Annotated in this window: 16 protein-coding genes and 2 tRNA genes; 12 read left to right on the forward strand and 6 right to left on the reverse strand. The window is 41.5% G+C overall.

Annotated features, from left to right (window positions below):
* Positions 1-15: 15 nt before the first annotated feature.
* The gene (locus G458_RS0108280) at positions 16-1,467 is read right to left on the reverse strand and encodes an amidohydrolase (RefSeq protein WP_026951489.1); all 1,452 of its coding nucleotides are present in this window, start codon (positions 1,465-1,467) and stop codon (positions 16-18) included.
* A gap of 167 nt (positions 1,468-1,634) precedes the next feature.
* On the opposite strand from G458_RS0108280, the gene G458_RS0108285 reads away from it, so the two are divergent.
* From G458_RS0108285 to G458_RS0108315, 7 genes are all read left to right on the forward strand, one after another.
* Positions 1,635-2,345, forward strand: coding sequence for a 6-phosphogluconolactonase (locus G458_RS0108285; RefSeq protein WP_026951490.1), 711 nt, complete (start codon positions 1,635-1,637; stop codon positions 2,343-2,345).
* Between the two features lie 133 nt (positions 2,346-2,478).
* Positions 2,479-2,552, forward strand: a tRNA-Asp gene (locus G458_RS0108290).
* A gap of 30 nt (positions 2,553-2,582) precedes the next feature.
* Positions 2,583-2,656: transfer RNA gene (locus G458_RS0108295), tRNA-Asp, on the forward strand.
* Between the two features lie 135 nt (positions 2,657-2,791).
* Positions 2,792-3,739 (forward strand): acetyl-CoA carboxylase carboxyltransferase subunit alpha, encoded by a 948-nt coding sequence (locus G458_RS0108300; protein WP_026951491.1) that lies wholly within the window; start codon positions 2,792-2,794, stop codon positions 3,737-3,739.
* A gap of 151 nt (positions 3,740-3,890) precedes the next feature.
* Positions 3,891-4,730 carry an MBL fold metallo-hydrolase gene (locus G458_RS0108305; protein WP_026951492.1) on the forward strand — a complete coding sequence of 280 codons (840 nt, stop codon included), beginning with the start codon at positions 3,891-3,893 and terminating at the stop codon, positions 4,728-4,730.
* Positions 4,720-5,514, forward strand: a complete 795-nt coding sequence (locus tag G458_RS0108310; RefSeq protein ID WP_026951493.1) for a patatin-like phospholipase family protein — start codon at positions 4,720-4,722, stop codon at positions 5,512-5,514. Before G458_RS0108305 ends, G458_RS0108310 begins: the two co-directional genes overlap by 11 nt.
* 12 nt (positions 5,515-5,526) lie before the next feature.
* Positions 5,527-6,087, forward strand: a complete 561-nt coding sequence (locus G458_RS0108315; protein ID WP_026951494.1) for a 1-acyl-sn-glycerol-3-phosphate acyltransferase — start codon at positions 5,527-5,529, stop codon at positions 6,085-6,087.
* Between the two features lie 46 nt (positions 6,088-6,133).
* Here the strand turns inward: G458_RS0108315 and G458_RS0108320 are convergent, their stop codons facing one another.
* The 4 genes from G458_RS0108320 to aceK form a co-directional block, all read right to left on the reverse strand.
* Positions 6,134-7,348 (reverse strand): ATP-grasp domain-containing protein, encoded by a 1,215-nt coding sequence (locus tag G458_RS0108320; protein WP_026951495.1) that lies wholly within the window; start codon positions 7,346-7,348, stop codon positions 6,134-6,136.
* Positions 7,349-7,352: 4 nt separating this feature from the next.
* Positions 7,353-8,774, reverse strand: a complete 1,422-nt coding sequence (locus tag G458_RS0108325) for a leucyl aminopeptidase family protein (RefSeq protein ID WP_026951496.1) — start codon at positions 8,772-8,774, stop codon at positions 7,353-7,355.
* A gap of 18 nt (positions 8,775-8,792) precedes the next feature.
* Entirely contained in the window at positions 8,793-9,911 is a 1,119-nt protein-coding gene (locus G458_RS0108330) for an alpha/beta hydrolase (RefSeq protein ID WP_051287145.1), read from the reverse strand.
* Positions 9,912-9,991: 80 nt separating this feature from the next.
* Positions 9,992-11,716, reverse strand: a complete 1,725-nt coding sequence (aceK, locus tag G458_RS0108335) for a bifunctional isocitrate dehydrogenase kinase/phosphatase (protein ID WP_026951498.1) — start codon at positions 11,714-11,716, stop codon at positions 9,992-9,994.
* 328 nt (positions 11,717-12,044) lie between these two features.
* Here aceK and G458_RS0108345 point away from each other — a divergent pair, with 328 nt between their 5' ends.
* From G458_RS0108345 to G458_RS0108360, 4 genes are read left to right on the forward strand one after another with little or no spacing between them, the layout of a single operon-like run.
* Complete coding sequence (locus G458_RS0108345) at positions 12,045-12,716, forward strand: hypothetical protein (RefSeq protein ID WP_026951500.1); 672 nt, start codon at positions 12,045-12,047, stop codon at positions 12,714-12,716.
* Positions 12,717-12,718: 2 nt separating this feature from the next.
* A complete protein-coding gene (locus G458_RS0108350; protein ID WP_026951501.1) occupies positions 12,719-13,351 on the forward strand; it encodes an NUDIX hydrolase in 633 nt (210 codons plus the stop codon).
* Between the two features lie 59 nt (positions 13,352-13,410).
* On the forward strand, positions 13,411-14,664 hold the full coding sequence (locus tag G458_RS0108355) for a DUF819 family protein (RefSeq protein WP_026951502.1): 1,254 nt from the start codon (positions 13,411-13,413) through the stop codon (positions 14,662-14,664).
* Positions 14,664-14,906 (forward strand): (2Fe-2S) ferredoxin domain-containing protein, encoded by a 243-nt coding sequence (locus G458_RS0108360; protein ID WP_026951503.1) that lies wholly within the window; start codon positions 14,664-14,666, stop codon positions 14,904-14,906. Before G458_RS0108355 ends, G458_RS0108360 begins: the two co-directional genes overlap by 1 nt.
* A gap of 17 nt (positions 14,907-14,923) precedes the next feature.
* Here the strand turns inward: G458_RS0108360 and G458_RS0108365 are convergent, their stop codons facing one another.
* Positions 14,924-15,244, reverse strand: a complete 321-nt coding sequence (locus G458_RS0108365; RefSeq protein ID WP_026951504.1) for a YbjQ family protein — start codon at positions 15,242-15,244, stop codon at positions 14,924-14,926.
* Positions 15,245-15,459: 215 nt separating this feature from the next.
* On the opposite strand from G458_RS0108365, the gene G458_RS0108370 reads away from it, so the two are divergent.
* On the forward strand, positions 15,460-19,764 hold the full coding sequence (locus tag G458_RS0108370; RefSeq protein WP_026951505.1) for a PAS domain S-box protein: 4,305 nt from the start codon (positions 15,460-15,462) through the stop codon (positions 19,762-19,764).
* The last annotated feature ends 39 nt before the right edge of the window (positions 19,765-19,803 follow it).

A 19,803-nucleotide genomic window follows, 5' to 3' on the forward strand; every position in this document is an offset into this window, starting at 1 on the left:
GCTGTCTCAGAGGAATTAATAGCCAGCATCCAAAGGCGGAGGACCATCTGGGACTATTCCTTTATAGACATAGTCTCCTTTTTTAGCTTTGAACTCCGCTTTCACTTCATTTCTTAAAGCCTCATTTTGGTAAAGATCCACCATGGTCATGGCTAAAGCTTTGGCAGCATACCCCATTCCTTTGTGCCCGATGGACATTCCACCTGCCGCTACTACAGCCCAGGAATGCCAAGGTGTGCCGTTTGGAGCAGTGGTCGCACTCAGACGAATGGTCGGAACTACCCAGCTGACGTCGCCGACATCGGTGCTACCACCCATGCTGTGTTCTTCAGTTTCTTCCATTGGAGTGATTTCAGAGACTAATCCAATTTGTGGTTTTCCAGTTGCTTCTTGGATTTTCTTTGCGAATTCCTGCTCCTCTTGAGTGTAGGAAATTGGCCCCAGCATTTCGAGGTTTTTCTGCATGGCGGCAGAACCAGTTCGGTTTACCAAAACTTCATGGATTCCGGAAACTAAAGTCACTTTATGCTCTACATTTGCCATGATGGCTGCTCCTTCAGCCATTTTCTCAACTTGTTTCCAAACAGGTTCGAGTCCTTGTCGGCTGGTATCTCTCACCCGCACCCAAAGTCTGCTGTAATCAGGGACTACATTGACTACCTGTCCACCGTCTTGGATATGATAGTGGATTCTTACAGTGGGTTTGATATGTTCTCGGTAATAGTTGATTCCAGTGGTGTAAAGTTCTAAAGCATCAGAGGCTGAACGGCCATTCCAAGGGTCCGCAGAAGCGTGAGCAGCCTGACCGTTGAATTCAACAATAAAATCCACCAAAGCCAATCCTTTCTGCACAGCAACTTTGGTCTCTGCGGCAGGATGCCAATCCATGACGATATCTACATCATTGAATAGCCCTGCCCGGATCATCCAAAGTTTGCCAAAATATTTTTCTTCGGCAGGAGTACCGTAAAAACGGATCGTTCCTTTCAGTTTTCCTTCTGCAATCAAATCCTTGATCGCTGCAGCTGCACCCAAGGAAGCCACACCAAAGAGGTTGTGTCCACAGCCGTGACCAGGGGCTCCGTCATTTAAGGGGCTTTTGAAAGGGACTTTGTTTTGGGAAAGTCCAGGTAATGCGTCAAACTCTCCTAAAATCCCGATTACAGGGCTTCCTGAACCGTATTCAGCCACAAAAGCGGTGGGGATTTCCCCAACTCCCCGAGTTACCTTAAAGCCAAGCTCCTCGGCATAAGCAGAAAGAGCAGCTGCCGACTTGCTTTCCTGAAATGCGATTTCTTCAAAAGACCAGATTTTGTCGCTTAGTTCTGTGAGATTTTCAAATCTTGAATCCACAGACTGCTGCACGGAAGCTTTTAGCGGATCAGGCTTTGCGGACTTCTTTTGAGCCCAAAGGCTGGAATTGGTCAGAAGCAAGGCTGCTGTCAATCCCCAAGCAAGGTTTTTCATATTCGTAAGGTTGATTAGTTTGATTGGTATTAATTTCAAAAGATACTAAGGATCCTGAAAAGGAGCTCAAAAGCTTTAAAAAGTGATCGGGAATTCCTCCTGATGATTTTTTGAATGGTTTAACCCAAAGTCTGAATAATGAATACTTTTGGGTTAAAATAATAGCCATGAACATCCAATATTTTTCTGATTTCAATAAAATGAGCCAAGCGGCATTTCACATTGTCCAAAAGGAAATCGAATTAAAACCGGATTTACTGTTTTGTGTGGCAAGCGGAGGATCTCCTTCTGGGCTATACGCAGAGATGGTTAGTGAAAAAAGCAGGAATCCAGAATTCTGCTCCCGGCTTCGTGTGATTAAACTGGATGAATGGGGTGGTTTGGAGCCTGGATCAGACTTTACCTCAGAATTAGACGTCCAGAAAAAATTCATTCAGCCTCTGGGCATTTCTCAAGAAAGATACTGGACGATCGATCCTTTTACAGATGACCCTGAAAGAGACTGTTTAGTCATGGAAAATACGATTCAACAGAAAGGCCCCTTGGATATTTGCATTTTGGGAATTGGTACCAACGGGCATATAGCCCTGAATGAGCCCTCATATACTTTTCAGGTAGGTTTTCATAAATGTGAATTAGCTCCCTCGACGTTGAATAATGGCATGATAAAATCCTTGCAACAACCACCAAGTTTTGGAATGACCATGGGGATGGGGAATATTCTTCAATCAAAAAAGATACTTCTGTTTATCGCCGGATCAGGGAAAAAAGAAGCTTTTCAAAAACTCCTTACCAAAGAAGTGTCCATGGCTTTACCAGCATCTTTTCTTTGGCTTCATCCCGACGTAGAGGTGCTGGTAGATGAAAGTGCGGTTTAAACGTAGAGGAAGAGATAAAATTATTTGTTTGAAATAGAAATAGATAAAGCCTAGGTAGTAAAAAAAACGAAATTGGTTCTTGCTGTTAATGTTCATTTTTATACCTTTGCACCACTTCAAAAGAGAAGGTCACGGAGTGGTAGTTCAGCTGGTTAGAATGCCTGCCTGTCACGCAGGAGGTCGCGGGTTCGAGTCCCGTCCATTCCGCATCGTTTAAATTTATTTACAAATCCATTAGGAGTGGTAGTTCAGCTGGTTAGAATGCCTGCCTGTCACGCAGGAGGTCGCGGGTTCGAGTCCCGTCCATTCCGCATCGAGGTCCCGAAGAAATTCGGGACTTTTTTGTTTTAAAGGAGGATTTTTCACTTTGAAATGCTTTTCAAGGTTAGCATTTTGCAGTCGATTAGTAGATTCCGTTATCTTTGCTTTTCTCAAAAACCAATAAAATGGTATTAGAATTCGAAAAACCCATAGCTGATTTAGAGCAAAAACTCCAAGAGATGAAAGACTTGGCCAAAGGCCGAAATATTGATCTAAGTAGTGATATTGAGTCTTTGGAAGAAAAAATCCTCGCCTTGAAAAAAGAGACCTTTGAAACGCTCACGCGCTGGCAGCGGGTGCAGCTTTCTAGACATGCTGATAGACCTTATGCCTTGGACTATATTTATGAAATCACCAATGACTTTGTAGAGCTTCATGGCGATCGTACGGTCAAGGATGATAAGGCAATGATTGGCGGTTTGGGTGATATTGATGGACGTACGGTTATGTTCATCGGTCAGCAAAAAGGTAGAAACACCAAGCAAAGACAAGAGCGGAATTTCGGGATGGCAAATCCTGAAGGATACCGAAAAGCGCTTCGCTTGATGAAAATGGCCGAGAAATTCGGTAAGCCAATTGTAACCCTGATTGATACTCCGGGCGCATTTCCAGGTCTGGAAGCTGAAGAAAGAGGTCAGGGTGAAGCGATCGCCAGAAACCTCAAAGAAATGTTTATGCTGAAAGTTCCTGTCATCTGTATCATTATTGGTGAAGGTGCTTCCGGAGGTGCTTTGGGCATTGCAATCGGAGATAAAGTTTTCATGTTGGAAAATACTTGGTACTCTGTGATCTCTCCGGAGTCATGCTCTTCCATTCTTTGGAGATCTTGGGATTACAAAGAGCAAGCAGCAGAGGCTTTGAAGCTTACTGCCAAAGACATGAAGCAAAATGGATTGGTGGATGAGATTATCCCAGAACCACTGGGTGGGGCTCATAAAGACCTAAAATGGATGTCCAGAACCATCAAAGAGGTGATTCTTCAGTCCTTGAAAGAATTGGATAAAATCAAGCCGGAGAAAAGAATCGAACAAAGAATTGAAAAATTCTGCTCCATGGGAGTGGTGGTAGAATAAGATTTGAAATTTGAGATTTGAAATCTGAGATTTGAGTTCTCCCAAATGGTGGGAAAATATTGCGGAGACGCAGAAACCGACTAATACCAAAAAGCAATCTTTCCGCGGATAAGGTTGCTTTTGGTTTTTTAACCTAAATGATAACCTACAAATGGAATTATATACCGTAAATACCGGATTCTTCAAACTTGACGGCGGTGCAATGTTTGGGGTGGTTCCTAAGACCCTCTGGTCACGAACCAACCCAGCAGATGACAACAATCTTTGTACTTGGGCCATGAGAAGTTTGCTTGTCGTGGATGGAAATCGGGTAGCACTGATTGATAATGGAATAGGAGACAAGCAAGACGCCAAATTTTTTAGTCACTATTACCTACATGGGGATGATTCTCTTCAGAAAAATCTAAATCGACTTGGGGTCAATTTTACAGACATCAGTGATATGTTTTTGACTCATCTGCATTTTGACCATTGTGGGGGCGGAATCAAATATGGATCACATGGACAATATGAATTGACTTTCCCTAGAGCTACTTACTGGTCTAATGCAGAACATTGGGATTGGGCGACTATGCCAAATCCAAGAGAAAAGGCCTCTTTTTTGGAGGAAAATATTCTACCAATGCAAGACCATGGTGTCCTGAAGTTTGTAGATATGGAACAGAAGTCCCTGTTTGAGGGATTTGATTTCATCACCGTGGATGGTCACACGGATAAGCAAATGCTTCCAAAATTGTCTTATAAAGGTAGAACTGTCGTTTTTATGGCAGATCTTTTACCTTCCGTCGGCCATATTCCATTGCCCTATGTAATGGGCTACGATACGCGGCCACTGATCACGATGCAGGAGAAGCAATTGTTTCTCGAAGAAGCTGCTCGCGAAGGCTATGTTCTCTTCTTAGAGCATGACCCGGTCAATGAATGCTGCACGGTAAAGATGACAGAAAAAGGAGTTCGCTTGGATCAAACTTTTAGACTGGATGAACTCTAAACTTAAAATCGGACTGGCACTTTCCGGCGGAGGAATCCGGGGAATTTCTCATTTGGGAGTATTGAAGGCCCTCAATGAGTCTGGTATCTACCCAAGCAAAGTTTCCGGAACTTCAGCCGGAGCTATCGCTGGCGCAATGTATTGTCATGGATATTCTCCCGAGGAGGTTTTAAAAATAATCGTTGAAACCAACTATTTCAGGTTCATGCGACCTGCGATTTCCCTTCGAGGAATCTTGAAAATGGATTCTCTTTGGGACCTCTTCAAGATATACCTTCCTCATAACGACTTCTCCAAATTAAAAACTCCTTTGGCAGTAGCTGCTACGGATATCAGAAAAGGTAAGGTGGTGTACTTCGATGAAGGGGAATTGATCAAACCGATCTTAGCTTCTTCTTGTATTCCCGGAATGTTTGTACCTGTACAGGTGAAAGATAGATTTTTCGTGGACGGAGGAGTGTTGAATAATTTGCCCGTAGAGCCTTTGGAAGGAGTTTGCGAGGTTGTTATTGGTGTAAATTGCAATCACCTTCCAGAGGATAGCAATTTCAATAATATGAAAAGTCTCATCGAAAGGTCCGTGATCATGTCGATGAATTATAATGTTTACAGCAGGATGTCTAAATGCGATTACTTTATTGAATCCCCCGGATTGGGAAAATATGGCGTATTTGACATCAAAAAGGCACCACAGCTCTTTCAAGCTGGCTATGAACAGACTCTTAAAGTCATGGAAGAAAATCCTTCCATGATGGAATTAATGCAAAAATCAACCCTTCCCTAATAGCGTGTATTTATGATGAAGTTATTGTCTCGGTTTATATTTTGGATTTCTGGATGGTCATTGAATAAGCAATGGCCTGAAGGAGTAAAGAAAGCTGTCTTGATAGCGATACCACACACGTCCAATTGGGATATTCTTTATGCACGGGCAGCCTTTTACCTAATGGATATTCCGGTAAGATTTACGATCAAAAAAGAAGTGATGGTAGGTCCATTGGGCTGGCTACTTTCAGCTTTAGGTGCAATCTCAATTGACCGGAAAAGAATCCCGGGAGGAAGAAAACAAACTTACACCGAGGCGATGACTCAGATGCTCAGAGAACGAGAAGAACTCGTGATTATGGTGACTCCAGAGGGAACCAGAAGTGCTGTGAAGAAATGGAAAACAGGTTTTTACCACATCGCCTTGGAGGCGAATGTTCCAGTGATCGTCGGGTATTTGGACTATAAAAAGAAAGAGGCTGGTATTGGGCCTGCCGTTTATCCCAACGGGGATATTGATGGGCAGATTGAAGAGTTGAAGGCCTTTGGCAGAACAGTTACAGGAAAGCATCCTGAAAAGGGAATTATTTAATTAAAATAAAAAAGGGTGAATGTACTTCACCCTTTTTTATTTTGGGTCAATGAAACTTCTTTACTTCAGGGGCCTCCGCACTGGTGGAAAGCTCCTTCACAAAGCGGTCAGCGTAGTGATCCAGCAATTCAAGCACTCGTTCGGCTTTGGGAGATTTGACAATCAATCCTGCATGATAGTCTAATGGAACTCGAAAGCATATCTCCGGATCATCAAAACTGCTTAAATCCGGGTGCTCGTATTTCGAAAGGGTCAGGACAATACCAGCGTAGTTTTTTGCCACTTTGGGAAGTTCATACTTTTTTCCTTTTGTGACTGCATCTTCTATTTTGGCCCATTCGGTCCAAAGATTTATATCCGTGGCAGCCTCAACCATTTCTGCCAAATGCGCGCCACCGACCCGTGAGGCTGTTTCGAGAAAGTAGATTTCTCCGTCTTCCTTTCCTTTGATAAATTCCGTATGTGAGGCTCCATTTTTCAGGCCGAAAGCTTTCATAATTTGCTCATTGACCTTCTTGATGGCTTTGTCATCTGCAGAATTATATTTCACGTTTGCAGAGCGGAAGATTCCACCGCCTTGTGAGATTTCCATGGGGGTGGCCAAATACCTGGAGACAGTCAGAAATATATTTTTCCCATCCAATTGCAATCCATCTGCATGGAAGACATCCCCGGGTTTAAATTGCTCCACCAGATAGTAGATTCGGTTTTCACCAAGTTCGTCGATCTTTTGCCAAAGGGAAGCTTTATCATGCACTTTAATGATTCCATGAGCTGAGGCTTCAGATCTGGGTTTGAGCACCCAAGGAGGGGAGACTGTGTCTGCAAAATTGTTGATGTCCTCGTTATTAAACAAAGAGGAAAAAGCCGGAACACGTATTCCCGCGTCTTTAGCACGCATGCGCATGGCTAGCTTGTCCCGGAAATATCTCCCGGTTGTCTGTCCCATTCCGGGGATTCTTAGGTTTTCTCTTAGAAATGCAGCTTTCTCCACATCATAATCATCCAAAGCAATAATGGTTTCGATTTTATGATCTTTCATCAAGCCACTTACTCCCTTGAGTAAAAGGTCCATATCCCAATCCAGATCTTGGCCGGGCATATAAAAAATCTCATCAATGTGCTCAAAAGCCCAAGGTTTGTCTTTTAGCTGCTCAGTGGTGACCAAAAAAACCCGATTACCTTGCTTCTTCAGAGAAGTTAAAAATGCATTGCCTTTGAAATAGTTTGAAATACAAAGAAAAGTCTTGCTTGTTTCCATAAGTTTAAAGCTGGTTTTCAATAAACTTAAGCAATAAACTTACACCATACGCTGTCCCTGTTTTGGTTTTTGAAAATTCTGAATCGGAAAATGCCACTCCAGCAATGTCTAAATGGGCCCAGGCTGGATGCTCATGGGTAAAGGCCTGAAGGAATTTGGCAGCAGTGATTGCTCCGGCAAAAGGTTTCCCATGATAGTTTTTGATGTCTGCAATCTCAGAGTCCATTTCCTTGGCATAGGAATCCCATAATGGAAGAGGCCAGGATTTTTCACCGACTTCTTCACCTGCTTTTTGAAGGCCATGGGACAAATCCCCTTCATTCGAGAACAAAGCCGCACATTCGTATCCGAAGGTTCCGATGCTGCTTCCCGTCAGGGTAGCGAGATCAATCACCTGATCTGGATTATAGTTTTTTACCAAATAGGAGAGTCCGTCTGCTAAAATCAATCTACCCTCGGCATCAGTATCTACAACTTCAATACTCAAGCCAGCATGACTACCGATTACTTCTGAGGGAAGATAGGCGTCCTTGTCGATGGCGTTTTCCACTGCCGGAACTATAGCTGTCAAGTTGATGGGTAACTTAAGGTCCGCGATCAGCTGAGTAGTCGCCAAGACCGCTGCTGCACCGCCCATGTCTGATTTCATGTGGTGCATGCCCTGAGTTTTGATATTTAGACCGCCGGTATCAAAGGTCACACCTTTGCCCACTAATCCTAGATGGAATTTCGGATTAGCACTTCGGTACTCCAAAATGATGAATTTCGGTTCTTTCGCGGAACCTCTTCCCACTGCTAAAAAAGCTTCCAGTCCCTCAGATTTGGCTTTTTTTACGTCAAATACTTTAGTGTGAAGCAATCCTTTTTTGTCCAGATTCTTGGCCCAATCGGCAAGATTGGAGGGTGTGATTTTATTGGGTGGAAGATCTACCAGTTTGAAGGCTTCGATTTTTGCAGAAGCGATTTTTTCAGCCCTTTCGATTAGGCTTTTAGATTTTTCCAAAGAGGTTAATACCCCTACTTTCAGCTTTCCATAATCTCTAGGCTGATTTTTTTTGTAAAAGCCTATGGAATATCCACCCAAAATGAAGCCCACAATTGTTGGCTCGACTTGTTCTGGGGATAATTCTTGAGGGAAATCAAGTAAAATCTCTTTTTCAATCAGGCTTGAGTGCTTGGAAAGAATTCTTCGGAAACTGGTTTCCAATTCCTTGTAAGTTGGATTCTCACCAAGTCCCAAGAGTAGTACCAGTTGCTTTTCAGATTGGAAAAAATAGTGACTGTCCTTCTCGCCTGAAAAAAGACTGGAGGAAAGTTTGATGTTGCCGATTTTCTGAGTCAGAATTTCGTCTCTCAAATTCTTGAAAACAGGAATAACTCTCAATCCTGATTCAGAGAGATTTTTGGGGTTTGTTTTGAATTGCATGGGGAAAGATATGGGATTTTACTCCGGTTTATCACTAAAAAAGAGCCATTCTATGGCTTTAGGGAACTCATCGCTCCAATAGGATTCATTGTGTTTTCCATGTTCATTGATGGAAAGCCGAACTTTCATTTTACCCTGGAGACTTTCTCTTTTGAGCAGTCTTTTTCTGAATTTGAGAACATGATCTACCATGGTCTCACTCTCATCCCCTCCGGCATAGAGGTAAATCCGGGTCTCCTGGGGCTCAAAAAAGTCCAGAAAACCCAGTTTTATTTTTGGGATTACCCAAAGGGAAGGAGAGAAAATCATGAGCTTTCCAAACACTTCAGGGTACATTAATCCAGAGAAAATACTGACCAAGCCACCCATCGAACTTCCACCGATTCCTGTAAAATCCCGGTCTGATTTGGTTCGAAACGTTTTGTCCACAAAAGGTTTTAAAGTATCGACGACAAACCGAATGTATTGTTTTCCATGTCCTTTGCCTAAAAGGGTATTTCCGACATTGTATTCCTGAATTCTTTCAGATTCGGCATGCTCAACGGCAATAATAATAATTTTACCTATGCCATAATCTGACATTACCGCCAGCTTTTTGTCGATCTGCCAATTTCCGAATTCGGCATTTTCATTGAATAGGTTTTGAGCATCTTGAAGATACAATACAGGATAATGCTCCGTACTGGTCTCATAATCATGGGGTAAAAGCGCCCATATTTTTCGCTTTTTATTCAACTGAGGAATTTCGAATTCCTCTGAAATCAGGTGGATTTGGGGAAGCTGCGAGGGTCTGTGAGGCAACCAATTTTTTCTCCATTTGGCTACTTTTTCGATTTTGACCTCCTTGTCATCGTTCCAGTGCCTATTTGGAGTTCGGTTTCCGAATTTGTCGATTTCAACCTCTGACCAATCTCCTTTGGTAAACTTGTAGATCAACTCACCCTTAAATTCATCACCTTCCGGAAAAGTGAATTCATATTTCCCGGGCTCCAGCTTTTTCATTTTAAATCTGAAATCCTGGGTATGCCAATTGTTGAAATTTCCAGAGATATACACCGGCCTCGCATCGTCATCTGGGGTATGCAGGATGATTTTTTTGGGCTTGGTGATCACTATAGGAGAGGCTTCTGATATCATGGGTTGTAGGGAATCTGGAGATAACCCGTGCGGCCAAAAATACTCTTTGTAATACTAAGAATGAAATAAAAGTTCGCTTCTTAGTTAGGTTCTCCAGGTCGGAACCGGATTTCGTCTGGATAGGGAAAGGCATGGATGAGTTCACCTTTTGAGATTCTTTCCTGCAGGGATTTCCAATGAAATGGATCAAATAAGTCTCGGTGATATTCCAGAAAATGGGGTTTAAGGTCTGATCTCCCGATCATCCATCTTTTGAAATCTTCAGGGAAAACATCATTCTTTTTGATTTCATACCAAGGTTCTGAAGCATAAATCTGCTCGTAGGTTTCCGGCTTTGGTTTGACCCTGAAATTCATGTCCACCAAGAATTCAATTTCGTCATAGTCGTAAAAAATGACTCGTTTTTGGCGGGTGAGTCCAAAGTTTTTGGTCATCATATCACCTGGGAAAATATTCGCTTGAGCTAGCTGAAGAATAGCTCTGCCATAATCCTCGACCGCTCTTTTGCCATCCTCAGAGCTACAAGACTCCAGAAATATATTTAAGGGAATCATTTTCCTCTCGGTGTATAGATGTTTTATGATCAGGTAGTTATCCTTTATGGTTAAAAGGGAATTGGTAGTGTTTCGAAGTTCCTTGAGAAGGTCATCGCTTACTCTTGAGAGGGGTATTTTGAAATACTCAAACTCGTGCGTGTCAGCCATTCTGCCCACACGGTCATGTAAGGAAACCAGTTTGTATTTCTCCCGGACCTCCTGTCGAGTCATATTCTTTGGAGGTTCAAAATGGTCTTTGATCAGCTTGAATACAATATTCAGAGAGGGCAAAGTAAACACTGTCATTACCATGCCTTTGATACCGGGAGCTACTTCAAACTTGTCATCGCTTGTTTCCAGATGGTGGAGAAAATCCCTATAAAAAAGAGTTTTGCCATGTTTGTTGAACCCAATGGCATTGTAAAGCTCGTGAGTCTTTTTGTGAGGAATGACCGAAAGTAGAAAACCGACAATATGGGACGGAACCGCGGTTTCCACCATGAAATAAGACCTCGTAAAGCTGAATAAGTGACTCATCAAATGCGGGTCAAAGATCAGGGTATCAACGTAAATCCCTTTTGGACCATTTAGGATGGGAATAATGAAAGGCATCCATTTTTTACCGACGAAGGTCCTTCCAATCAGGTAAGCTGCTTTATTCCGATAAAAGACTGGTTTCAAAAGCTGGGTTTTGGTGCCGATCTCAACTCTGTATCTGGTTAGGATCACCTCTTTTACACTTTTGATCAAAAACTGGATATCCTGTTCCTTGTCCATGAATTCAGCTCCAAAATCAAAATCATCTAAAATTTGACGGATGATTTTGCTCAGCCCCATCGAAGCAGGGTAGGTGAGCAGAATATCAGAGTTTTCTCTGATTTCACAGGAATTATAGCCTTCCATGACATACATGAGTTCCTCATCAAGGGGATTTTCCGGGAAGGCTTTTCTAAAAACCGAATTGAAAAAGGTCTCGGCTAGTTCTACATCCGGTCTATCGGCGATCATTTCCTGATATTCTTGCCTAATCAGTTTCCAGATTTCTCTGTTGCGGCTATCTTCTCCCAACATTTCCCTAAACACATCAGACAATTGAAATAATAAATCTTTGTATAACCTCAATCTCTGTCGGTGATTGAGCTGCATAGCTGGCCAGTTTCTTTGAGCAAAATAGAGAGGGGCCAAGCGGGTATAGGTGTGAAATGTTTGGATATAGGTATTAAATCCTTCAAAAATCTTATTTGCGAGAGGTAGGGCTCTTTTTGGCATCGAAAATTTGGTATCAGGTAGGAAAATGGGGGATTTTGGGGTTTTTAGGAAATATTTTTAGAAATAAATTCCTTGATAATCTGAGAATTAGGCTTGGTTTTTTGCCACAGAATAAAATTTTGAAAATTTTTCGCAATCGATTGTTTGGACAGAATGAAAACATTTTCTACTTTTCGAGTGTATTCATGAATTGAATATCTACAATAGGTTTAATAGGTTTGAGAGCAGGAAAAGGTCGGAGTTATATTCCGGCCTTTTTTATTTTTATTCCTGTGTATTCATGTATCGAAATTCAAAATTTTTTAGCTTTCCTATTCAACAGTAACCCATGAAAAGCTTTTTAAAGAACTCGATTTTTCTTCTGATGGTCCTAAGTGTTTGGGCTTGTGGTAGTAATGAATCAGAAAAGGAAACCAACCTCTCAGATGGGGAATCCTATTCAAAGGAGATCTCCTATTATCAAAATTTAATCGAGATAGGCCTAAGCAAGAATCAGGCTTGGGCAAAACACTGGGGTTCTTCGGTGGGATCATTTTCATCCTCAAATTTCCAATTGGTTTTCACTGATTCCATCAATCCCATGGAGATGCCAGAGGCCAACCCTATTTTACCCTCAGATCCTCTTTTCCCATATCAATTTCCCCATCCAGAGGGAAAAGGGACTGTGGATATTTATCTCTATAAAGTTGAGGCTCAGGAAGGACTGGAGCAGCCTTTTTTAAATCCAGATTCTGAGGTGATATGGTTTAAAGAAGATGGGATGAGAGAACGCTTACTTTTTATGGGGCCCTCAGGGATGTTTGAAGATGGTATGTGGGTGAATGCACAGGAGTTTTTGGTATTGGGGTATTTTCATGAAGACGAGGGATATACGCCTATGGCATGGATCATTGATGTGGAAAATCACATTTTTAGGCAGTTTAGGTTGGATAAGGTTTCTGAAAACTATCAAGCCGACTCGTATTTAGATCAAAAGTTGAAGTCTGTCAAGCTCTCCTGATAATGGATTTTGATCAGTTGATTTTTATCCTTGAAAAGAAATTAAAAGAACCACTTCCCGGGAAGGAGGCACATTTGCTGATGGCGCCCCAGCCGATTGATTTGAGGCGATTTGAGCCCAAATTACCTCCTCATCATCGAAAAAGCGGTGTCTTGCTGCTTTTTTATCCGGATTCTCGGAATACTTTTTTCCCATTAATCAAAAGACCGGATTATCCCGGGGTACATGGTGGGCAGATTTCTTTGCCTGGCGGAAAAATGGAGCCTGAAGACCTAAATGTAATTCAGACGGCTCTTCGGGAGGCTGAGGAAGAAATTGGAATAGGCCGAGATGAAATCAACATCTTGGGGAAAATGACTGAGCTCTATATACCGACTAGTAATTTTTTGGTCAGCCCTGTGGTAGGCTATGTGACGTCGGTTCCTGAAATGACTCCTGAAGAAAAAGAAGTGCAACGAATAATTTCTGCCCAGGTATCTCAGGTATTGGATTTAGGTATCCGGAAAAGAAAGAATCTGGACATTCATCCAAGTCTAAAATTGGATACTCCTTATTTCGAAATAGATGGGGAAATGGTCTGGGGGGCTACTGCTATGATTCTGAGTGAGTTGACTTGGTTGCTTTCTTCCGAGTGAATTGACTTGGGATTTTTTACCTTTTCTTGGTATTGTTGTAGCCCTCAAATAAGATTTTAATGGAAGATTCTACACCTTTCTTTACCAATGATGCAGTAGTATTTGGTCTCTTAATGATGACCTTGGCCTTTGTATTTGCAACCTCGGCCTCAAAGCATCCCTTTTGGGTTAAGTTTTACACCTACGTTCCCACGGTATTGCTTTGTTATTTTATTCCTGCTGTGTTCAATTCGTTGGGGTGGATTTCCGGTGAAAGTTCAAAACTTTATTTCGTAGCATCCCGATATCTTTTGCCAGCATCTTTGGTCCTTTTTACTATCAGCATTGATTTGAAGGGGATTTTGAAGCTTGGCCCAAAAGCCTTGACGATGTTTTTGGCGGGATCAATAGGGATTGTACTTGGAGGGCCTTTAGCTTTAATCACAGTGGGATACTTTTTTCCGGATATTTACATGGGTACTGGACCAGATGAACTTTGGAGAGGTCTTTCTACAATTGCCGGTAGCTGGATTGGAGGAGGAGCTAATCAGACAGCCATGCTGGAAGTATTTGGTGCCAGCCCAGTGCTATTTGGACAAATGATTGCCGTAGACGTTTTGGTGGCAAACCTTTGGATGGCATTTTTACTTTATTGGGCTGCCAAACCTGAAAAACTGGACAAACTTCTAAAATCCGACACCTCAGCAATCATCGAACTTCGAGACAGGATTACCAAGTTTAGAGAGGGGATCATGCGAATTCCCAGCTTGGGTGATACCATGTTGATTTTGGGAGTTGGATTTGGAATCACCGGGATTTCTCATTTTGCCTCAGATTTTCTTGCCCCTTGGTTTGGGGAAAATTATCCTGAGCTAAATCAATACTCTCTCAACTCTTCGTTTTTCTGGATTGTGGTAATCGCTACGACCTTAGGTCTGATTTTTTCGTTCACAAAGATGAGAGAGCTGGAAGGAGCGGGTGCCTCTCGAATGGGATCGGTTCTACTTTATGTCTTGGTTGCTACCATTGGAATGCAAATGGATCTTGGAGCGATTCTCGATAATCCGGTATTTTTCCTGATTGGAATCTGCTGGATGTTTTTCCATATTCTGATCATGACTTTGGTAGCTTGGCTGATCAAGGCGCCGTTTTTCTACGTTGCAGTAGGCTCTCAGGCAAATGTGGGAGGAGCTGCATCAGCCCCGATTGTCGCTTCAGCGTTTGATGCCTCACTTGCTCCAGTGGGTGTTCTCTTGGCCGTATTGGGATATGCCGTCGGTACTTATGGAGCTTATTTGAGTGGATTGATGATGCAGTGGATATATGGAATGTAATGCAACATAAAAGGAAATTGGTTTTTGTTTGTTCTGGCTCGGATTGTAAAAAATCCGGAGGCAAAGCTCTGCGAAAGGAATTGAAAGAAAATTTCAAGCATGGAGAATTCAAAGGACAGTGCAAGCTAATATCTACCAAATGCCTTGACATGTGTAAAACAGCCCCAGTGGTCATTGTCGGTGATCATTTCTGCAAGCATGCCACAATTCAAAAGATTATTACGCAACTAAAAAAGTCCTGATTGCTCAGGACTTTAGCTTATAGTTTTGTCACTTTGACTGCTGTGCCACTCGTAGTGACCATGAGCATACCGTCTCGGATGGTTTCGTAGTCCAGATCGATTCCGATCACTGCGTTGGCTCCAAAGTGTCTGGCTTGCATTTCCATTTCCGACATGGCAGTGGCTTTCGCTTCTCTCAAAACCTGCTCATAAGCGGAGGATCTTCCTCCGACGATATCAGTGATGCTTGCAAAGAAATCTTTGAAAACATTCGCGCCAATGATTGTCTCTCCGGACACGATCCCCAAATATTGATCAATTCGATATCCTTCCAATTGGTTTGTGGTGGTAATAATCATAGAAATGTAGTTTGTAAATAGATTGTTGTTTTTCGAATATAGAACACGAGGAATGTTTAGCTTTGGTTAGGAAAACAAGGTTCTATTTTATCTGTATTTGACAGAAAAATATTCTAAAAATTTTTTAGTAATCAGATTTACCTTTAAAATTTTCTTTTTAGACTAGCGTGTTGAATTAGCAGCACCTGTCTAAAAATCAGACTGTAAACCCATTTATGAAACAATTCCTTCAATTTGATATTTCCGATTTTCTCAATGAAATGAAAGAACCTCTCTTTTTGATGGATTCCACTGAAATACTTTTTTTTAACAGATTTTTTCAGGAGAGTTTTAAGCTCCCTAAAGACAAATGGAAAGATTTTTTCAAGCAGTCTGATCTAATCTCTGAGCTAAATGAATATTTCGATTCCGGAAAAATACCTGAATCTGTCATTCATATCCCCTTAGAAAATTTCAATTCAGGTAAAGAGTCCTATGAATGGAGTTTTATTCCATTGCCTTCTTCTTATTCCTCCCGGTTTTTGATTTCAAAAGGAATCAAAGTAAATCCAAACCGAGAAACTAGTTCCAACCAAAATATAGAGATGGAAGAATTGGCCTATTTACAGAGTATCATCAGCAATGGGCATGACTTGATCGCTATCTTGGATGAAAAGGGTAGGTATAAATACATCAGTGAATCAGTTTCCAATAAGCTTGGGTTTACTCCTGATTATATCTTGGGCAGCAATTACAATGATTTGGTGGATCGAGGAATTATTGAATTGGTCAAAGGGGATTTTAAAGATGCACTCAATTCCAAAAAAGAAATTGCCATTGATTTTTGGCTGAAAAAATCAAATGGAGAACGGGTCTATTTGGAGAGTTTTGCAAAAAACCTCTTGGATCACCCCCAGATTCAAGGTATTCTTTTTAGCTCCAGAGATATTACTGAATTTATAGAAACCGGAAAATCTCTTTCCAAACGATATGAAATTGAAAACCTTATCACCCAGGTTTCAACTTTATTGATCAACGGAAATTTTTCAGATTTAGAAGACCAGTTTGATCTCTCCCTATCCAAGTTTGGGAAATTTTTCGGAGCCAAAAACGGTAAGATTTCAATTATCAATCGGGAAACAAAAGAGCTTGAGATAATCAGCTTTTGGGAGGACGAAGAGAAAAATTCCTTCCCTGCTCCCGAGGGCCCAAAATATTTTTCTCTCGTAAATTCAATTCGGAAAGATCTTGAAAAAGCCAAGGTCAAGGTCTTGAAGAATGTACTCGGACTTGGTAGAGAGAGTGAAAATCCAAGTCACTTTATTTTTATCCCCATGGCTTATGAAGACCGATTGATGGGGATCATTCAATTTGAATTCCTAAACACCAAAATTGATTTGGAAGAAAAGGAACTTCAGATTCTCAAACAGCTCGGGGATATTTTCGCAGGAGCTTACCTGGCAAGTCTTATGACTCGCAAGCTGGAAAGAAATGAAAGTCTTTTGGTGAGTACTGAGCAGCTCGCTTTGTCTGGTTCTTGGAGGTATAGCGAATTCAAAAATTTGTTTTATTTCTCCGGTGGCTTTTCCAAACTTCTCGGTTTGGGGGAAAAGGAGAGGACCATGGATTTTTCTACACTAATTTATAAGTTAGACAAGGAAACCCGGCAGGATTTTATCCAAAATCTAAAAAAATCTTCTTCTGAGCATTGCCGAACTTCTGGAGAATTCAGCATGACTGATGAATCTGGTCAAGTGCGGTATTTCAGCTATGAAATTGAAGGCAGAAAAGAAGTTTTTTCCAAGGGAGTGGAAGTTTACGGCTTTTGCGTGGATGTCACGCATAAGAAGAACTCTGAGAACTATCTAAAACTTCAATCCCAAATACTTGCCCAAGTTGCAGATCCGATCATCGTAACGGGAAAGGATCTTGGGGTCATTTACCTCAATGAAGCAGCATTCCAGTTGTGTGGACTTGAGGATGAAAAGTTTTTTTCAGGAAGGCTGGATGAGCTGTTGGAAATAAATTGGGAAGATGGGGAAAATTTGAATTATGTGGTCAAAAGTCTTGAATTCGGAAAAGTTTGGAAGAAAATCCATACGATGTCCACCAAGAAGGTATCCACATCACCTTATGAAATCTCCATTCAATCTATCCACTCAGAAATAAATGAAAACATAGGTTATTCTTTCATTTTTAGGGGACTTGCAGAAAAATATCGCTCTGAAGAATTAGCAAAAAGAGCACAGCATATTGTGGAGAATAGTCCGGCCGTACTTTTTCGGGTGAATCCCCAGGATAACTATAAGTTGAGCTATATTTCTCAGAATATCAGTCAGTTCGGATATTCCGCCGATGAATTGATTGCCAATGGGGCTTCCTTTTTGGATTTAGTTTACCTGGAGGATGTCGAAAAAATCATCCAAGGTTCCAAATCCAATCAAGATCTGAATGATATAGTTTCATTTTCAGGAGAGTATCGAATCAAAAAAGCAGACGGGACCTTAGTTTGGGTGGAAGATAAAACCAAAGATGTGGTGGGGCCTGCAGGAAAAGTCATTCTCCACGAAGGGATTTTTCAGGATATCTCCGATCGGAAAAGTCTCGAAGAAGTCAAATCTGCAAAAGATCATCAGTATCGGATGCTGGCCTCAAACATCCCGGATACCAACATTTTCTTGGTGGACGAGGATCGAAAATACGTGTTGGCAGAAGGGACAAATTTTGATAAATGGGGTCTAAAAAGAGAAGATTTTGAAGGAAAGTATTTGAAGGATCTTCAACTGACCCCCTATCCCCAAATTAACGCAATTTTGGATCGGGTCTTTCATGACGGAGAGGTGGTAGAATCCCAATTCTTCCTCCATGGAAGATATTACCAGCGCATCGTTCGGCCTATTTTTGAGGATGGAAAGGTGAAGTTTGCCCTGAGTATTGTACGGGATATCCACGAGGAGTATAAGGCGAAAAATGACTTGCTCCAATCTGAGGAGAAATACCGAAGACTTGTTGAGGAATCTACCGAGATTATTTTCTCATTAAGCGAAGCATATCTATTGCATTATGTTTCGCCAAACGTGAAGCAGTTTTTGGGATATGACTCCAAAGAGGTAATGGGCCGGAGTATTTTTGATTTCATTCATTTGGATGATCTCGGTGTATTTCAACAATTGCTGTCTGAAAACCAAAACTTCCTCGCAGAAAATCAATTCTTGGAATTTAGGCTCAGACATAAAAATGGAGAATATCGAGTTTTCAATTCTAACGGAAAACTGATTGAAGACAAGGATGGAATTCACAGGTACTATACCGGTGTGGCCAGAGATATTTCCAAACTAAAAGAGGCACAAAAGGAACTCTTGATTGCCAAAGAAAATGCAGAGCTAGCCTCTCAGGTGAAATCGCAGTTTTTGTCGGTGATGAGCCACGAAATCCGTACTCCTATGAATGCGGTGATCGGTCTGGCTCATTTTCTAATGGAAGAAAATCCTCGACCTGATCAGCTTGAAAATCTCAAAACGCTTCAGTTTTCAGCAGAGAATTTGATGGCTTTGATCAATGATATTTTGGATTTCAACAAGATTGATTCAGGGAAAGTAGAGCTTGAAATGGCTCATTTTGAAATCAGAAATCTGGTTCACAGAACCATTCATTCTCATAGTTTTCTTGCTAAGGAAAAAGGTCTGAAATTGAGCCTTTTGGTAGATGAGTCAATTCCACAGATTTTAATTGGAGATTCACTACGTTTGGGGCAGGTTGTCAATAATTTATTGTCCAACGCCATCAAATTCACTGAAAAAGGTGTGGTTAAAGTCGGTCTTTCCTGTGAGTCTATCCACCAGAACAATGTGGAGATTAAGTTTCAGTTTGAAGATTCTGGGATTGGAATACCGGAGGAAAAGCGGAAATCAATATTTGAAGCCTTCACCCAAGCTTCATCTTCTACTTCCAGAAAATATGGTGGAACAGGTCTCGGGCTTGCGATTGTGAAAAGGCTTGTGGAGTTATTTGGAGGGGAAATAGAAGTAAAAGCCAGACCCGGAGGTGGAAGCATCTTTGAATTTTCTTTGGTATTTGAATTTCTTGAAGAGAAGAAGTCTCATTTCGATCAATATAAAGAAGCCACTTTCAAGTCCCTTGGGCAATCTTCCATTCTTGTCGCAGAGGATAATTCTGTCAATCAGATTTTGATCAAAAAATTTCTTACGAAGTGGAATGTAGGAAACCTAGTCATTACAGGTGATGGAAAAGAAGCCTTGGAATCCTTCAACCAAGGAGAGTTTGACATAGTACTCTTGGATCTTCAAATGCCAGAATTGGATGGTTTTGAAGTGGCTAAAGCTATACGAAATCATGCTCAGGTAGAGAAGAGGAATCTACCAATTTTAGCATTGACAGCTGCTTCACTTAATGAAGTCAAACCCGAACTGGAAGGGGCTGGATTCAATGATTATATCCCCAAACCCTTTTCCCCAGAAGAGCTTTATGAAAAAATTATCAAGTTTCTTCACGGAAAAGAAAAGGAGTTCGGGGAGGTTTAGCATTAATTTTGCCTTGGAAGCGGCTGATCTCTTTATGTT

It is taken from the genome of Algoriphagus mannitolivorans DSM 15301 (genome assembly GCF_000429425.1).
GTDB lineage: Bacteria > Bacteroidota > Bacteroidia > Cytophagales > Cyclobacteriaceae > Algoriphagus > Algoriphagus mannitolivorans.

Bases quoted from the DNA above. Each gene is read 5' to 3' on its own strand.
- G458_RS0108280 (WP_026951489.1), bottom strand. From the start codon at position 1,467: ATGAAAAACCTTGCTTGGGGATTGACAGCAGCCTTGCTTCTGACCAAT.
- G458_RS0108285 (WP_026951490.1), top strand. From the start codon at position 1,635: ATGAACATCCAATATTTTTCTGATTTCAATAAAATGAGCCAAGCGGCA.
- G458_RS0108300 (WP_026951491.1), top strand. From the start codon at position 2,792: ATGGTATTAGAATTCGAAAAACCCATAGCTGATTTAGAGCAAAAACTC.
- G458_RS0108305 (WP_026951492.1), top strand. From the start codon at position 3,891: ATGGAATTATATACCGTAAATACCGGATTCTTCAAACTTGACGGCGGT.
- G458_RS0108310 (WP_026951493.1), top strand. From the start codon at position 4,720: ATGAACTCTAAACTTAAAATCGGACTGGCACTTTCCGGCGGAGGAATC.
- G458_RS0108315 (WP_026951494.1), top strand. From the start codon at position 5,527: ATGATGAAGTTATTGTCTCGGTTTATATTTTGGATTTCTGGATGGTCA.
- G458_RS0108320 (WP_026951495.1), bottom strand. From the start codon at position 7,348: ATGGAAACAAGCAAGACTTTTCTTTGTATTTCAAACTATTTCAAAGGC.
- G458_RS0108325 (WP_026951496.1), bottom strand. From the start codon at position 8,774: ATGCAATTCAAAACAAACCCCAAAAATCTCTCTGAATCAGGATTGAGA.
- G458_RS0108330 (WP_051287145.1), bottom strand. From the start codon at position 9,911: ATGATATCAGAAGCCTCTCCTATAGTGATCACCAAGCCCAAAAAAATC.
- aceK (WP_026951498.1), bottom strand. From the start codon at position 11,716: ATGCCAAAAAGAGCCCTACCTCTCGCAAATAAGATTTTTGAAGGATTT.
- G458_RS0108345 (WP_026951500.1), top strand. From the start codon at position 12,045: ATGAAAAGCTTTTTAAAGAACTCGATTTTTCTTCTGATGGTCCTAAGT.
- G458_RS0108350 (WP_026951501.1), top strand. From the start codon at position 12,719: ATGGATTTTGATCAGTTGATTTTTATCCTTGAAAAGAAATTAAAAGAA.
- G458_RS0108355 (WP_026951502.1), top strand. From the start codon at position 13,411: ATGGAAGATTCTACACCTTTCTTTACCAATGATGCAGTAGTATTTGGT.
- G458_RS0108360 (WP_026951503.1), top strand. From the start codon at position 14,664: ATGCAACATAAAAGGAAATTGGTTTTTGTTTGTTCTGGCTCGGATTGT.
- G458_RS0108365 (WP_026951504.1), bottom strand. From the start codon at position 15,244: ATGATTATTACCACCACAAACCAATTGGAAGGATATCGAATTGATCAA.
- G458_RS0108370 (WP_026951505.1), top strand. From the start codon at position 15,460: ATGAAACAATTCCTTCAATTTGATATTTCCGATTTTCTCAATGAAATG.